The organism is Mesorhizobium sp. CAU 1732, from assembly GCF_039888675.1.
Lineage (GTDB): Bacteria > Pseudomonadota > Alphaproteobacteria > Rhizobiales > Rhizobiaceae > Aerobium.
In genome coordinates this window covers 2,340,193-2,354,998 of sequence record NZ_JBDQQR010000001.1, presented here as the reverse complement: position 1 = coordinate 2,354,998, position 14,806 = coordinate 2,340,193, and the positions used below count along the sequence as shown (strand labels likewise).

Below are 14,806 nucleotides of genomic sequence, written 5' to 3'. Positions count from 1 at the left end.
GCCGGAGTATCGTATGCGCCTGTCGCCATTTGCGATGACATTGATGGTCGCTCTCGCCATGCCGGCTCTCGCGATTGCCCAAAATGGCCCGAGCCATGCGATCGCGATGCACGGCGAGCCGGCGCTGCCCGCCGACTTCACGCATTTTCCCTATGCGAACCCGGATGCGCCGAAAGGCGGGCGCGTGGATTATGCGCTGCAGGGCTCGTTCGACAGCCTCAATCCGTTCATCGTCCAGGGTGATGGCGCCAGAGGCCTCTTCGACCAGTTCCTGGGCTCCAACGTCTTCGAGACGCTGTTGATGCGCTCGCGCGATGAGCCCTTCACGCTGTATCCGCTGATTGCGGAACGCGTCGAGACCGATGACGCGCGCAGCTTCATCGAATTCACGCTCGACCCGCGGGCGCGGTTCTCCGACGGCGAGCCGATTACGCCCGACGACGTCATCTTCACGATGGATTTGTTGCTGGAAAAGGGGCGGCCGATCTACCAGAACTGGATCCGCGCCGCCGACAAGATCGAAAAGGTCGGCGAGCGTGGCGTGCGCTTCACGTTCAAGCCGGATGCGGGGCGCGAGGCCCCTCTCCTCATCGCGGGCCTGCCTATCCTGCCCAAGCACGCAACCGATGCGGAGAATTTCGACAAATCCTCGCTTAAGCCGATGATCGCTTCAGGACCCTACGTCGTCGACAGCGTACGACCCGGCGAACTCGTCGTTCTCAAGCGCAATCGCGATTATTGGGCGAAGGACATTCCGTCCAAGCGCGGCTTCGACAATTACGACGAGGTGCGCATCAACTACATCCGCGACGACAACACGATGTTCGAGAGTTTCAAGAAAGGCGTCAGCGTCATCTATGAAGAGACCGATACGGGGCGCTGGTCCACCGGATACGACTTTCCGGCCGTGAATGACGGCCGCGTCATCAAGGACACGTTTCCGGTCGAGTTCCCATCGGGCATGTACGGTTTCGTCATGAACACCCGCAGGGCGATGCTCGACGATCGCGACCTGCGCCACGCGCTGGCCGGGTTGTTCGACTTCGAATGGGCAAACAGAAACCTCTTCAACGGCGCCTATGTGCGCACGCAGAGCTACTATGCGGGATCGGAGCTGTCCTCGTCCGGCGTGCCGGCAAGTGCGGCGGAGCGCGAGCTTCTTGCGCCCTTCCCCGACGCCGTGTTGCCCTCCATCATGGACGGCACCTACAAATTGCCGGCTTCGGACGGCTCCGGGCGCGATCGCGGCTTCCTGCAGCAGGGCTTCGAGGCTCTCAAGGCCGCAGGCTATACGCTCGACGGGCGCAGGCTAGTGGACGAGAAAGGGCAGCAGCTCTCCTTCGAGATCATGCTCAACGGAAAGTCGGGCGAGCCGCTCGCCATGGCATGGGCGCGCACCCTCGGGCGGCTCGGCATCAGCACCAACATCCGCGTGGTCGACAGCGCGCAATATCTGCAGCGCCAGCGCACCTACGATTTCGACATGATGCTGATGCGCTACACCTCGTCCTTGTCGCCCGGCGCCGAACAGATCGGGCGATGGGGCTCCAGCACGCGCGACCTCGATGGCACATACAATTTCGCAGGCGTTGCCGATCCGGCGGTGGATGCGATGATCGACGCGCTCGTGAACGCACGCTCGCAGGAGGATTTCGTCACCGCCGTGCGTGCCTTCGATCGCGTGCTGTTGAGCGGCGCCTATGTCGTGCCGCTCTATCACCAGCCCGACAAGTGGGTCGCACGATGGAAACAGATTCAACGGCCGGAGGAAACGCCCGTCTATGGGCCGCAATTCCCGACCTGGTGGAATGCAACTGCAAAAGGCGAAGGGCAATGAGCGAACCGATCAAACTCGTCATCGATGTCATCTCCGATGTGGTGTGCCCGTGGTGCTTCATCGGCAGCAAACGGCTTGAGAGCGCGCTGGCAATGGCTGAAGGCGTCGAGGCCACGATCCACTGGAGGCCGTACCAGCTCGACGCGACCATTCCGCCCGCCGGCCTGCCGCGGCGTGAATACATGCTGGCGAAATTCGACAGCGAGGAGCGGTTGCGGGAAATTCACGCGACGGTGGAAGGACTTGGCGAAGTCGAGGGCATCCGCTTCAATTTCGACGCGATCGAAACATCGCCCAACACGCTCGACGCGCATCGTCTGATCCGCTGGGCCGGTTCGCCCAAATCGCCGCCCGGTGCGCAAGGTATCGTGGTCAAGCGGTTGTTCGAACTGTTCTTCGAGGAAGCCCGCGACATCGGAGATCGCAGCGTTCTGGTCGAAGCGGCCGGCGATGCGGGTATGGACACCGCTCTGGTCGAAGCCCTCCTGAGTTCGAACGCCGATGTCGATGCGGTGAAATCCGAGATCGAGACCATCGCGCAGATGGGCGTTCGCGGCGTTCCGTGCTTCCTGCTCGAAGGGAAATTCGCGCTCATGGGGGCGCAGGACCCTGAGACGTTGGCCGATGCGATCAAGAAGGTCGCCGAAGCCAAGGCGCGCGGCGAACTCGATGCTCCCCAGACTGCCTAAGTCTAAGCCGCGACCTTCTCCGCCAGTTTCGCAAGCTGCGTCATGACGACCGCCGAGCCGGCCAGCCGCTTTTGCGGGGTCGGCCACTCGCGCATCAGGACGATGCTGTGATCCGGCCGGATTTTTGCCAGTGAACCCTGCTCGCCGATGAACCGCACAAGCCCCGTCGGATCGGGGAATTCGCGCTTGCGGAAATGGATGACGACGCCCTTCGGCCCGGCATCCAGCTTCTCGACATTGGCCTTGCGGCACAGAGCCTTGATGAAGACGATCTTGAGCAGGTGATCGACTTCTTCCGGCATCGGCCCGAATCGGTCGATGAGTTCCGCGCCGAACCCGTCGATTTCTTCGGTGGTTTGAAGATCGGCGAGCCTGCGATAGAGGCCAAGACGCAGTTGAAGGTCAGGCACGTAAGCCTCGGGAATCATGACCGAAGTGCCCACGGTGATCTGCGGCGACCAGCTTCCGTCGCTGATCTCGCCCGAACCGCGCAGTTCGGCAACCGCCTCCTCCAGCATCTGCTGGTACAGTTCGAAGCCGACTTCCTTGATATGGCCGGACTGTTCCTCGCCCAGAAGGTTGCCGGAACCGCGAATGTCGAGATCGTGGCTCGCCAGTTGGAAGCCCGCGCCCAGCGTATCGAGCGACTGCAACACTTTCAGGCGGCGCTCGGCGAGCTGTGTCATCGTGCGGTTGGCCGGCAGCGTGAACAGCGCATAGGCGCGCAGCTTCGAACGCCCCACCCGGCCGCGCAACTGATAGAGCTGCGACAGGCCGAACATGTCCGCCCGATGCACGATCATCGTGTTGGCGGTCGGGATGTCGAGGCCCGACTCCACGATCGTGGTCGACAAAAGCACGTCGTATTGCCCGTCGTAGAAGGCGTTCATGATGTCGTCGAGCTCGCCGGCCGCCATCTGACCATGCGCGGTTCCCACCTTCAATTCGGGCACCTGCTCGGTCAGGAAGTCCTTGATCTCGGCAAGATCGGAGATGCGCGGCACGACGTAAAAACTCTGTCCGCCGCGATAGCGCTCGCGCAGAAGCGTCTCGCGGATGACGAGCGGATCGAAGGGCGAGATGAACGTGCGCACGGCCATGCGATCGACCGGCGGCGTGGTGATCAGCGAAAGCTCCCGAACGCCGGTCAGCGCAAGCTGAAGCGTGCGCGGGATCGGCGTTGCGGACAGCGTCAGCACATGGACGTCCGACTTGAGTTCCTTCAGCCGCTCCTTGTGCTTGACGCCGAAATGCTGCTCCTCGTCGATGATCAGCAGGCCGAGATTCTTGAATTCCATCGTCGCACCAAGGAGAGCGTGGGTGCCGACGACGATGTCTACCGTGCCATCCGCGAGCCCTTTCCGCGTCTCGGCGAGTTCCTTGGACCCGACAAGGCGCGAAGCCTGCCGAACCTTGACCGGCAGGCCCGAAAAGCGCTGGCTGAATGTCCGGAAATGCTGGCGTGCGAGGAGCGTCGTCGGCACGACGACGGCAACCTGGAAGCCTTCCATCGCGGCGAGGAAGGCCGCGCGCAGCGCCACCTCGGTCTTGCCGAATCCCACATCGCCGCAGATGAGGCGATCCATCGGCCGGCCGGCTGCGAGGTCGTCCGACACGGCGTCGATGGCGGCCTGCTGGTCCTCCGTCTCATCATAGGGAAAGCGCGCGGCAAACTCGCCATAAAGGCCCTCCGGCGGGGTCAGAACCGGTGCCGGACGCATCTGCCGCTCAGCCGCGAGCTTGATCAACTGTCCGGCCATATCGAGCAGGCGGCGCTTCAGCTTCGCCTTGCGCGATTGCCACGCGCCGCCGCCAAGCTTGTCGAGCACCGCCTCGGCGGCTTCCGACCCGTAGCGCGACAGAAGCTCGATGTTTTCGACCGGCAGGAACAGGCGATCATCGCCGGCGTAGCGCAGCTCCAGGCAATCGTGCGGTGCACCGGCAGCCTCGATCGTCTTGAGGCCCACGAAGCGGCCGATGCCGTGATCGGCATGCACGACGATATCGCCAGCCGACAGTGCGGACACTTCCGCAATGAAATCAGATGCTTTTCGCCGCTTCTTTGACCGTCGTATCAGGCGGTCGCCCAAAATATCCTGCTCGGCGACAACCATGAGCTTGTCGGTTTCGAAGCCTGATTCGAGCGGCAGGATGACAAGACCCGCCTCACCGGGCTTCAGCCGTTCCGCTTCGTCCAGCGTGTTCACGCGCTTCAAATTGCCAAGCTGATGCTCGCCCAGAATTTGCGCCAGGCGATCGAGCGAACCCTCGCTCCAGCCTGCGATCAGCACGCGCTTGCCGGAAGAACGCTTCTCCGCGATGTGCGTAACCACGTGGTCGAAGACATTCGCCTTCGGATCGGCGCGTTCCTCGGCGAAGCTGCGGCCCGCATGGGCACCGGCATGCTGCAGTTTCCGGCCGCTCGATTCGGGCGCGTCGAACGGCGTAAACTCGACCGCGATGCGTTGCCCGGCACGGCTGGAGACTTCGTCGTTCGAAAGATACAGGAGTTCCGGTTTGACCGGCTTGTACGGGACAGCGTCGCCCATGCCGGCGGCGGGCTGGCGCGCGCGAGCATCGTAGTGGTCGACGATCAGTATATCGCGCTCCCCGATCGCCTCGCGCGCCATATTGTCGAAGATCACCGGCGCGTCGGGCAAATAGTCGAACACCGTATCCAGGCGCTCGTAGAACATCGGAAGCCAGTGTTCCATGCCGGCGAACCGCCTGCCTTCGCTGACAGCCGCATAGAGCGCGTCATCACGCGAGGGCGCGCCGAACGCCTCGATGTAGCTGCGGCGAAAACGGCTGATCGTCTCCGGCGTCAGCGTCACCTCGCTCATCGGCTTCAGCGTGAAGACCTGCCGCTGCCCGGTCGTGCGCTGGCTTGCGACGTCGAAGATGCGGATCGATTCGAGCGTGTCGCCGAAGAAGTCGAGGCGAAGCGGTTCCCCGCCGGGCGCGAACAGATCCAGTATGCCGCCGCGCACGGCGAACTCGCCGACTTCTCGGACGGTCGGGACGCGCTCGAAGCCGCTCATCTCCAGCCGTGCGGTCAGCGTGTTCATGTCGACCTGGTTCCCGGGACGCGCGACGAAACTCTGCGCTTCGATCGCGTCTGCCGGCGGCATGCGCTGGAGCAACGCATTGGCGCTGACGATCACCACGGCGCGATGCGGCTTGGCCTTCAGTGCCGCAAGCGATGCCATCGCATCGAGACGGCGGCCGGCGGCGTCCGATCCGGGCGAGACGCGATCATAGGGAAGGCAATCCCAGGCCGGCAGTTCAAGCACAGGCAGGCTAGGTGCCACGAATGCGAGGATTTCCGCGATCGCCGGCAAGCGCTGACCGTCGCGCGCGACGAAGAGCACCGGCTGCTCGCCGGCCTCGGCGGCAATGGCCGCGAGCGCGAATGCTTCATAGCCGTCGGCAACCCCGTCGACGACGGTCGTAGCCGAATTGGTCTTCGGAAGACGGATAGAATCGATCAGAGTCATGGTCTTAGGATATCGGGCTTGCGCGATAGGCGAGGATTTTCGCAAAGACGGGCGTGTCATGGCTGGGCGGCACGGAGGCCTCGCCGGTGACCCATCGCAGGATATCGGCGTCCAACTCGGCCATGAATGATTCGTAGACCGTCAATTCGTCGTCGGTGAGGTTGCCGATCTCGCCATCGGCGAAACTTCCCAGGATCAGATCGACCTCGCGCATGCCGCGATGCCACGAGCGGAAAAGCGCCTTGCGGCGGCGGGGATCGAGGTCGGAACTGGACCGCGTTGTTCCGGTCATGAGGGGATACACCTGTGTGATGAACCGCGCATATAGCGCTTGAGAACGACAATGTCAGCCTTTGCTGAGCTGCTTCCGCGACTTAGAGTGCAAACCATGCGTCCTTCCGTTCTCGACCCCCTCTTCGCCTCGGTCACGACCCTCGACGGTATCGGCAGCAAGCTTGCAGCCTTGCTTGCCAATGTTGTGCCGGTGGACACGACCGGCCGCGACGTGCGGATCGGCGATCTGATCTTCGTGCTGCCCCATGGCATGATCGACCGGCGGAAGCGCTACGAGATCGCCACTGCGCCGGAGGGCGTCATCGTCACGATCGAGGTGCGGATCGACCGGCATCAGGCACCGTCGCGCGGCGGGGGATCGATGCCGTACCGTGTCTTCGCGCATGACGAGACGGGCGAACTCGCGCTGACCTTCTTCCACGCCAAGGGCGCATGGTTGCAAAACGTGCTGCCCGAAGGCGAGCGTATGATCGTTTCAGGGCGGATGGAGTGGTTCAACGGCCGGCCGTCCATGGTTCACCCGGACCACATGGTGCTCGCGGACCGCGCCGGCGAACTCCCGCTCGTAGAACCCGTTTATCCGCTGACGGCCGGTCTCTCGACGAAGGTTTTGCGCCGGTCGATCCTCGCCGCGGTCGATCAGGTTCCCCCCTTGCCCGAGTGGATGGACCCCGAACTCATGCGCCGGCGCAGCTTTCCCGCGCTGAACGAAGCGCTGGCGCGGCTGCACAACCCCGCCGATCCGGTGGAGATCGATCCGAACAGCGCGGCCTGGCGACGCCTCGCCTATGACGAACTCCTCGCAGGTCAATTGGCGCTTGCGCTGGTGCGCCGCCGCATTCGCAAGGCCAGCGGCCGGCCTCTCGTCGGGGATGGCCGGTACGAGGCCCTCATCCGGGCGGCACTGCCGTATTCGCTGACCGAATCGCAGAGCATCGCGTTGTCCGAGATCAAAGCGGACCTCGCTTTGCCGGAACGCATGTTACGCCTGCTGCAAGGTGACGTCGGCTCCGGAAAAACCGTCGTCGCGCTTCTGGCGATGGCGCGTGCGGCGGAAGCGGGTGGGCAGTCCGCTCTCATGGCGCCGACCGAAATCCTGGCGCGTCAGCATCTGGCGACCATCGCACCGCTTGCCGAACGGGCGGGGCTGCGTGCGGCGATCCTTACCGGGCGCGACAAGGGCGCGGAACGGCAGCGAACGCTGGACGACATCGCCGCCGGGCGCATCGATTTCGTGATCGGCACGCACGCCTTGTTTCAGGAAAGCGTAGCCTTTCACGATCTTGCGCTCGCCATCGTCGACGAGCAGCATCGTTTCGGCGTGCATCAGCGCTTGTCCATGTCCGCCAAGGGCGATACGCCCGACATGCTGGTGATGACCGCGACGCCCATACCGCGAACGCTGGTACTCACCGCGTTCGGCGACATGGACGTGTCGCGCCTGCCGGAAAAACCGGCCGGCCGCCAGCCGATCCAGACGGCCACGCTGCCGATCGAGCGGCTGTCGGATCTTGTGGAGCGTCTTCGCAAAGCCGTCGCCGAGGGCCAGAAGGTCTACTGGATCTGCCCGCTGGTCGAGGAATCCGAAGAGGTGAAGCTGATGTCGGCCGACGAGCGCTTCACGGCGCTCCAGCCCGCCTTCGCCGGCAAGATCGGCCTCATCCACGGCCGGATGAACGGTCGCGACAAGGACGAGGCCATGCGCGCCTTCAAGGCCGGCGAAACGCGTCTTCTCGTCGGCACGACCGTCATCGAGGTGGGTGTCGATGTTCCCGACGCCACCATCATCGTGATCGAACACGCGGAGCGTTTCGGCCTCGCGCAGTTGCATCAGCTTCGCGGCCGCGTCGGCCGGGGGTCGAAGCCGTCAAGCTGCGTGCTTCTCTACAAGGAACCGCTCGGCGAGGTCGCGAAACAAAGGCTGTCGGTCATGCGCGAGACGGAAGACGGGTTTCGCATCGCCGAAGAGGACCTGAAACTTCGCGGCGAAGGCGAGCTTCTTGGCACTCGACAGTCCGGCACGCCCGGGTTTCGCGTGGCGCGGCTGGAGCACCATTCCGATCTTCTGGAGATCGCGCGCGACGATGCACGCCTCATCCTGGAGCGCGATCCCGAACTGCGCTCCGAGCGCGGCGAAGCGCTTCGCCTGCTGCTCTATCTCTACGGCCGCGACGATGCCGTAAGGCTGCTGCGCGCGGGCTGACCATCCTCCGCAATCGGCGGCTCGATCTGTTCTGGCGTTACCAGGCCGGCGGACACCAGGAAGCGCGCCGCTTCCTCCACGGTCATGTTGAGCATGATCACATCCTTGCGCGCCACATACATGATGTAGCCGGTCGTGATGTTGGGCGTGATCGGCCGAAAGACCGCGATCGTCTCGCCTTCTTTTTCCATCAGGACGTCGTTCAGTTCGGACGCCTGCTGCTTGGGGATCAGCACGAGCGACCATGTGCCGCGACGGGGCCATTCGACCATGCCGACCTTGCTGAACAGCTCAGTGCGGTTGGCCAGCACCGTCTGGAAGATCTGCTTGAGGCCGCGATATACGTTGCGCACCAGCGGCATGCGGTCCAGCAGGTTCTCGCCCACCTGCACGATCGTCCTGCCGATGAAATTCGCCGTCATGAAGCCGACCAGCGTGATCAGCAGCAACGCCACGATCAGGCCGAAGCCCGGAACGGCGAAGGGCAGGTAATTATCGGGGTTGTAGCGCTCGGGAATGTAGGGCTTCACCCACGAATCCACCCAGCCGACGAAGGACCATGCGAGATAGGCGGTAATCGCAAGCGGCGCCGTGACGATGAATCCCGTCAGGAAGTAGTTTCGCAATCGGGTCATCGATGAATTCCAAACGCCTCCACGGCTCGCATTCCGCTATCTAGCACAAGATAGGGATGCGCGAAGGCGTTTGGTAGCAGCGGTCGATGAAGACTATTCGACAGTCACCGATTTCGCGAGATTGCGTGGCTGATCGACATCCGTGCCCATGAAAACGGCCGTGTAATAGGCCAGCATCTGGATCGGCAGCGCATAGATGATCGGCGAGATGATTTCCGGCACGTCCGGGACGACGATCGTATCCATCGTGTCGATGGTCGACAGTTTCGCACCCTTGGCGTCGGTGATCAGGATGATCTTGCCGCCCCGCGCCGCGACTTCCTGCATGTTGGAGACGGTCTTTTCGAAGATGCGGTCATGCGGCGCGATGACGATGACCGGCATCGTCTCGTCGATCAGGGCGATGGGGCCGTGCTTCAGCTCTCCCGCGGCATAGCCTTCGGCGTGGATGTAGGAGATTTCCTTGAGCTTGAGAGCCCCTTCCATCGCCAGCGGGAAGTTGGTGTCGCGGCCGAGATAGAGCACGTGCTTGTACTGCGACAGGTCGCGCGCGAGCTTCTCGATCTGCTCTGCGAGTTTCAGCGTCTGGTTGGCAAGCTTGGGCGCCTCGGAGAGCTGGCGCACCAGCATCTTCTCCTTCTCCTTGTCGATGGTTCCGCGCGCGGCGGCGGCGCGCACGGCAAGCGATGCGAGGACCGAAAGCTGGCAGGTGAACGCCTTTGTCGATGCCACGCCGATCTCAGGCCCGGCTAGCGTCGGGAAGATGCCGTCGGATTCGCGCGCGATCGTGGATTCGCGCACGTTGACGATCGCGCCGATCGGCAGACCCTCCTGACGGCAATAGCGCAACGAGGCCAGCGTGTCGGCCGTTTCGCCAGACTGCGAGATGAAGAGCGCGCCGCTCTGCTTCGACAGCGGCATTTCGCGATAGCGAAACTCGGACGCGATATCGATGTCGACCGGCAGCCGCGCATAGCGCTCGAACCAGTATTTTCCGATCAGCCCGGCAAGGTAGGCCGTTCCGCAGGCGGAGATGGCAAGCCGGTCGATCGTCCCGAAGTCGAACGGCGTTTCGAAATCCTTGGCGGTGCCGGTCGAGAAGTCGAGATAGTGGGCCAGCGTGTGCGACACGACCTCCGGTTGCTCATAGATTTCCTTCTCCATGAAGTGCCGGTAGTTGCCCTTGTCGACCATGTAGCTCGTACCGACGGACTGCTGCCGGCGACGCTCGACCTGATTGCCGGCGCTGTCGAAGATCTTCAGTTCGTTGCGGCGCACGACGGCCCAATCGCCATCTTCCAGATAGGTGACGGCGTTGGTGAAGGGCGACAGGGCAATCGCGTCCGAACCGAGATACATCTCGCCGTCGCCGTGACCGACCGCCAGAGGCGGGCCGTTGCGCGCGCCGATGATCATGTCCTCGTCGCCCCGGAACATGATCGCGAGCGCGAACGCGCCATCCAGTTGCTGCAGCGCCTTATGGGCGGCTTCGACCGGCGCGAGCCCCCTTGAAAGCTCCCGCGAGACGAGGTGCGCCACCACTTCGGTGTCGGTCTGCGACGCGAACTCGTATCCGTCCGCGATCAGGTCCGAGCGCAGTTCGGCGAAATTCTCGATAATGCCGTTGTGGACGATCGCGACATCCTTGGAGAAATGGGGGTGCGCGTTGGTCTCGTTCGGCACGCCATGCGTGGCCCAGCGGGTGTGCCCGATGCCGATCGTGCCGTCGAGCGGCTCGTCCTGGATACGCTTCTCAAGGTTGATCAGCTTGCCTTCGGCACGACGACGCCCGAGATTGCCATGCGAGATCGTCGCGACACCGGCCGAGTCATATCCGCGATATTCCAGGCGCTTCAGCGCATCGACGATCAAGGGTGCTACGGGCGAGCGCCCGACAATCCCGACTATTCCGCACATGATCGCGATACCTTCCCGTTCCCGCCATTGGTCTGCTGTCGGAGTGATAGTGAACTCCCGACCGCCGCAATATTCACATATCGTTTCAGAGTTTATCGAGCCGATATGTCAGGCCAAAATTCATAGAGCACAAGGCCTGACCATTCGGTTACTTGCCCGCCCGCGCCGCATATTTTTGCCTCAGCCGCTTGCCGAAGCCGTCCTTGTTGGTCTGCCTGGCCCGCCCGAAAGCCAGCGCGTCGTCCGGCACATCGTCGGTGATCACGCTTCCCGACGCGATATAGGCTTCTGCCCCGATGGTGATGGGGGCCACAAGAGACGTATTCGATCCGATGAAGGCGCCCGCTCCGATCTCGGTGTGGTGCTTGCCGAAGCCGTCATAATTGCAGGTGATCGTGCCCGCGCCCAGATTGGCCTTCGCGCCGACATGCGCGTCTCCGACATAGGACAGATGGTTGATCTTCGCGCCTTCGTCCAGGACCGCGTTCTTGACCTCGCAGAAATTGCCCACCTTGGCTTTCCTGCCGATGCGCGCGCCGGGGCGCAGCCGCGCGAACGGCCCGATCTCGGCGTTTTCGGCGACGGTTGCCTGCTCCAGATAGGAAAACGCGCGGATACGCGCGCCGGACGCCACGGTGACGCCCGGACCGAAGAACACGTTCGGCTCGATCAGCGCATCCTGCGCGATCTGCGTGTCATGGCTGAGATGAACCGTTTCCGGTGCCGTCATCGTGACGCCATTGAGCAGCAGCGCGGTGCGGCGGCGCGCCTGCCATACCGCTTCGGCCTGCGCGAGCTCGGCCCGATTGTTGATGCCCAGGATATTTTCATACGGCGCCCGCGTCGCAACCACTTTCAGGCCGCGAGAGGCCGCGATCTCGACGATGTCGGTGAGGTAATACTCACCCTTGGCGTTGTCGTTGCCGACAGCATCGAGCAGCGACAAAGCGTGTTTTCCCGAAACCGCCATCAGCCCGCCATTGCAGATGTCGATGCCGCGCTCTTCCTCCGTGGCATCCCTATGCTCGCGGATCGCCACCAGCGAACCGTCGCGCTCAATCAGGCGGCCGTAACCGGTCGGGTCCGGCGCCTGGAAGCCCATGACCACGACATCCGCGCCCGCTGCCAGTTCGGCGCGCAGATCGGCCAGGGATTGCGCCTCGACCAGCGGCGTGTCGCCGAACACGATCAGGACGTCGTCGTAGCCGCGCGCGATCGCCTCACGCGCCGCCAGCACTGCATGCGCCGTGCCGAGGCGCTCGGTCTGAAGGAACGTCTCCGCATGCGCCGCGAACGGCGCGACGGCTGCCCGCACCGCATCCGCCTCGCGCCCGACGACGACCGCCACGTCCACCGTTCCGCCGCTGTTTGTCGCGCGCACCACATGGGCGATCAGCGGGAGACCCGCGATCTGGTGCAGGACCTTCGGCAGGTCCCCTTTCATGCGCGTGCCCTCACCTGCCGCGAGGACGACCGACAGACAACTTCTCTGGCTCATTGACGAGTTCCGGGCTTATCGATTGATCGGATTCCGTTGCTGTGTAACACCGCGAGCGGTCGGGTCCAATCCTCCCGGCATCGAAGGAAACGCTGTTGGCACATGCAACCGACGGCCGCACGCGGCTCGCCTATGTCGTGATGGTGGTCGCCCCGCTCTTCTTCTCCACCAACCTCATCTTCGGCCGCGGCGTCATCGGCGAGGTCTCGCCGTTCCTGCTCGCCTTCCTGCGATGGCTGGCGGTGGCGATCGCGCTGTCGCCATTCTTGTGGGCCGAGCAGCAGGCCGTTGCAGCGATCATGCGATCACACTGGCGGCTCGTGCTGACGCTCGCCTTTCTCGGCATGTGGCTCTGCGGCGCCGGCGTCTATGTCGCGCTCGACATGACCACGGCGACCAACGGCACGCTGATCTACACGACCTCCCCGGTCATCATCCTGCTGATCGAAGCCGCGTTCAAGGACCGCAAAATCGGTGTGCGCGAAGGCGTCGGCGCGATCATCGCGCTCTGCGGGATCGCCACGATCGTGCTGCGCGGACATCCCGCGTCCATCCTGTCGCTGGGGCTCAATGTGGGCGACATCATTTTCGTCGCGGCAGCGGTGGCATGGGCGATCTATTCGATCCTGCAACGCACGCCCGATTTCCAAAAAGCCTCGAATGCTGCCTTGCTCGGCCTTCTGGGGGCGGCGGGGGCCGTGCTTCTCCTGCCCTTCGCAGCCTTCGAGATCGCGGCCGGCGCGCCGCTGCCGAGCACTGCCGCGGCATGGGGAGGAATTGCCGGCATCGTCGTCTTCGCGTCGCTGCTCGCCTTTTCAAGCTTCCAGTTCGGCATCCGGATGCTCGGCGCCCCGCTTGCCGGCGTGTTCATGTATCTGATGCCGCCCTACGGCGTCATGCTTGCCGTGCTGTTTTTGGGCGAGCGGCTTGAGCCGTTCCACGTGGCGGGCATCGCGCTGGTGATGGGCGGGGTCATTCTCGCCACGCTGCCCGCGCGGCCAGGCGCTCGCCCTCGCGACTAACCGAGCAGGCCAAGCGCCGGGAACGTCTCGAGCAGCCAGTAGGATGCTGTCTGGATGCCGCCCGTCAGGAAGAGCAGTCCGGCGACCACGAGCAGTCCGCCCATGACCTTTTCGACACGCCCGAGATGGACGCGAAACCGCCCGAGAAAGCGCATGAAGGCACCGGAGAAGAGTGCCGCCAGCATGAACGGTATGCCGAGGCCCAGCGAATAGGCGGCAAGCAAAAGCGCGCCTTCGCCGACGGTGGCGCGACCGCCCGCAAGCGTCAGGATGGGTCCGAGAACCGGGCCGATGCAGGGTGTCCAGCCGAATGCGAAGGCGAGGCCCATCACATAGGCAGCGATCCCGCTCGCCGGCTTGCCGCCCGACTGGAACCGCGCTTCCCGCGACAGGAGCGGTATCCGGATCACTCCCAGAAAGTTGAGGCCCATGACGATGATGACGAGCCCTGCCGCGATCGCGAGTTCCTGCTGGTAGGCCCGCAACAGGCCGCCGATCGTCGATGCGCCCGCGCCGAGCGCCACGAAGACGGTCGAAAAGCCGAGCACGAAGGCGAATGAAGCGGCCAGGAGAGACGCCCGCGTCCTCGATGTCGTCTCGCCGCGCACCGCCGTGCCGCGAAAATCGTCCACCGACACGCCGGCCATGTAGCACAGATAGGGCGGCACGAGCGGCAGCACGCAAGGCGACAGGAACGAGATCGCGCCCGCGCCGACGGCGCTTATATATCCGACATCGATAGCCATCAGCCCCTTGACCGTTCGCTTCACAGTGCGCCCGATATAACCGGAGCCGCCATCAGTCTCCAATCACCATAGCGTGGCAAACAGTCGCTGAGGGGGCGGTTTATCGAATGTGGTTGAGCATTCTTGGTGAGCGCGCAGGGGTTCGAACCCTGGACCTACTGATTAAAAGTCAGTTGCTCTACCGGCTGAGCTACGCGCTCCCGGGGGCGTTTTCGGCCCGGGGAAAGTGCGGCGGAACATAGGGAGACGATCATTGCCGGTCAACAGCAAAAGAGCCTCTTCACCACGAGAGAAACACGCTTCTGTGACGCCGATGTACACCTATAGCGGGAACGGAAGCTGGTATGATACGTTTGATAGCCAAAGGGACTGTCTGTCTAGGGACCCAGGAGGTCAAAAAAATGCTGAAATTCATCTCAGGCGCGTGCGCCGCAATGATGACACTGACGATACCGTTCGCGACGCCGG

10 protein-coding genes and 1 tRNA gene are annotated in these 14,806 nt (G+C 63.5%); 4 read left to right on the top strand and 7 right to left on the bottom strand.

What is annotated here, in order from left to right; translation table 11 throughout:
* Nucleotides 1–34: 34 nt before the first annotated feature.
* Nucleotides 35–1,837 carry an extracellular solute-binding protein gene (locus tag AAFN55_RS11575; RefSeq protein ID WP_347800247.1) on the top strand — a complete coding sequence of 601 codons (1,803 nt, stop codon included), beginning with the start codon at nucleotides 35–37 and terminating at the stop codon, nucleotides 1,835–1,837.
* Nucleotides 1,834–2,526: a DsbA family oxidoreductase gene (locus tag AAFN55_RS11570; RefSeq protein ID WP_347798981.1), complete on the top strand. Its 693-nt coding sequence runs from the start codon at nucleotides 1,834–1,836 to the stop codon at nucleotides 2,524–2,526. Before AAFN55_RS11575 ends, AAFN55_RS11570 begins: the two co-directional genes overlap by 4 nt.
* A 2-nt stretch (nucleotides 2,527–2,528) precedes the next feature.
* On the opposite strand, the gene mfd is transcribed toward AAFN55_RS11570, so the two are convergent.
* Nucleotides 2,529–6,023 (bottom strand): transcription-repair coupling factor, encoded by a 3,495-nt coding sequence (gene mfd / locus AAFN55_RS11565; RefSeq protein WP_347798980.1) that lies wholly within the window; start codon nucleotides 6,021–6,023, stop codon nucleotides 2,529–2,531.
* A 4-nt stretch (nucleotides 6,024–6,027) separates the two neighbouring features.
* Nucleotides 6,028–6,315, bottom strand: coding sequence for a succinate dehydrogenase assembly factor 2 (locus AAFN55_RS11560; protein WP_347798979.1), 288 nt, complete (start codon nucleotides 6,313–6,315; stop codon nucleotides 6,028–6,030).
* A 96-nt stretch (nucleotides 6,316–6,411) separates the two neighbouring features.
* Here AAFN55_RS11560 and recG point away from each other — a divergent pair, with 96 nt between their 5' ends.
* A complete protein-coding gene (recG, locus tag AAFN55_RS11555; RefSeq protein ID WP_347798978.1) occupies nucleotides 6,412–8,520 on the top strand; it encodes an ATP-dependent DNA helicase RecG in 2,109 nt (702 codons plus the stop codon).
* Here the strand turns inward: recG and AAFN55_RS11550 are convergent.
* From AAFN55_RS11550 to glmU, 3 genes are all read right to left on the bottom strand, one after another.
* The gene (locus AAFN55_RS11550) at nucleotides 8,478–9,155 is read right to left on the bottom strand and encodes a DUF502 domain-containing protein (protein ID WP_347798977.1); all 678 of its coding nucleotides are present in this window, start codon (nucleotides 9,153–9,155) and stop codon (nucleotides 8,478–8,480) included. The genes recG and AAFN55_RS11550 overlap by 43 nt on opposite strands.
* 93 nt (nucleotides 9,156–9,248) lie before the next feature.
* Entirely contained in the window at nucleotides 9,249–11,072 is a 1,824-nt protein-coding gene (gene glmS / locus AAFN55_RS11545; RefSeq protein ID WP_347798976.1) for a glutamine--fructose-6-phosphate transaminase (isomerizing), read from the bottom strand.
* Between the two features lie 148 nt (nucleotides 11,073–11,220).
* Nucleotides 11,221–12,570 carry a bifunctional UDP-N-acetylglucosamine diphosphorylase/glucosamine-1-phosphate N-acetyltransferase GlmU gene (gene glmU / locus AAFN55_RS11540; RefSeq protein WP_347798975.1) on the bottom strand — a complete coding sequence of 450 codons (1,350 nt, stop codon included), beginning with the start codon at nucleotides 12,568–12,570 and terminating at the stop codon, nucleotides 11,221–11,223.
* A 95-nt stretch (nucleotides 12,571–12,665) separates the two neighbouring features.
* On the opposite strand from glmU, the gene AAFN55_RS11535 reads away from it, so the two are divergent.
* Nucleotides 12,666–13,592 carry a DMT family transporter gene (locus tag AAFN55_RS11535; protein WP_347798974.1) on the top strand — a complete coding sequence of 309 codons (927 nt, stop codon included), beginning with the start codon at nucleotides 12,666–12,668 and terminating at the stop codon, nucleotides 13,590–13,592.
* On the opposite strand, the gene AAFN55_RS11530 is transcribed toward AAFN55_RS11535, so the two are convergent.
* Together AAFN55_RS11530 and AAFN55_RS11525 are read right to left on the bottom strand one after the other, a co-directional pair.
* Nucleotides 13,589–14,338: a cytochrome c biogenesis CcdA family protein gene (locus AAFN55_RS11530; RefSeq protein ID WP_347798973.1), complete on the bottom strand. Its 750-nt coding sequence runs from the start codon at nucleotides 14,336–14,338 to the stop codon at nucleotides 13,589–13,591. The two genes, AAFN55_RS11535 and AAFN55_RS11530, sit on opposite strands and share 4 nt — an antisense overlap.
* Nucleotides 14,339–14,462: 124 nt before the next feature.
* A tRNA-Lys gene (locus AAFN55_RS11525) sits at nucleotides 14,463–14,538 on the bottom strand.
* Nucleotides 14,539–14,806: the final 268 nt, after the last annotated feature.

What these genes read in the sequence shown, in the direction of transcription:
- AAFN55_RS11550 (WP_347798977.1), bottom strand. Translation starts at nt 9,155, where the DNA reads ATGACCCGATTGCGAAACTACTTCCTGACGGGATTCATCGTCACGGCG.
- AAFN55_RS11530 (WP_347798973.1), bottom strand. Translation starts at nt 14,338, where the DNA reads ATGGCTATCGATGTCGGATATATAAGCGCCGTCGGCGCGGGCGCGATC.
- recG (WP_347798978.1), top strand. Translation starts at nt 6,412, where the DNA reads ATGCGTCCTTCCGTTCTCGACCCCCTCTTCGCCTCGGTCACGACCCTC.
- AAFN55_RS11560 (WP_347798979.1), bottom strand. Translation starts at nt 6,315, where the DNA reads ATGACCGGAACAACGCGGTCCAGTTCCGACCTCGATCCCCGCCGCCGC.
- mfd (WP_347798980.1), bottom strand. Translation starts at nt 6,023, where the DNA reads ATGACTCTGATCGATTCTATCCGTCTTCCGAAGACCAATTCGGCTACG.
- AAFN55_RS11570 (WP_347798981.1), top strand. Translation starts at nt 1,834, where the DNA reads ATGAGCGAACCGATCAAACTCGTCATCGATGTCATCTCCGATGTGGTG.
- glmU (WP_347798975.1), bottom strand. Translation starts at nt 12,570, where the DNA reads ATGAGCCAGAGAAGTTGTCTGTCGGTCGTCCTCGCGGCAGGTGAGGGC.
- AAFN55_RS11575 (WP_347800247.1), top strand. Translation starts at nt 35, where the DNA reads ATGACATTGATGGTCGCTCTCGCCATGCCGGCTCTCGCGATTGCCCAA.
- glmS (WP_347798976.1), bottom strand. Translation starts at nt 11,072, where the DNA reads ATGTGCGGAATAGTCGGGATTGTCGGGCGCTCGCCCGTAGCACCCTTG.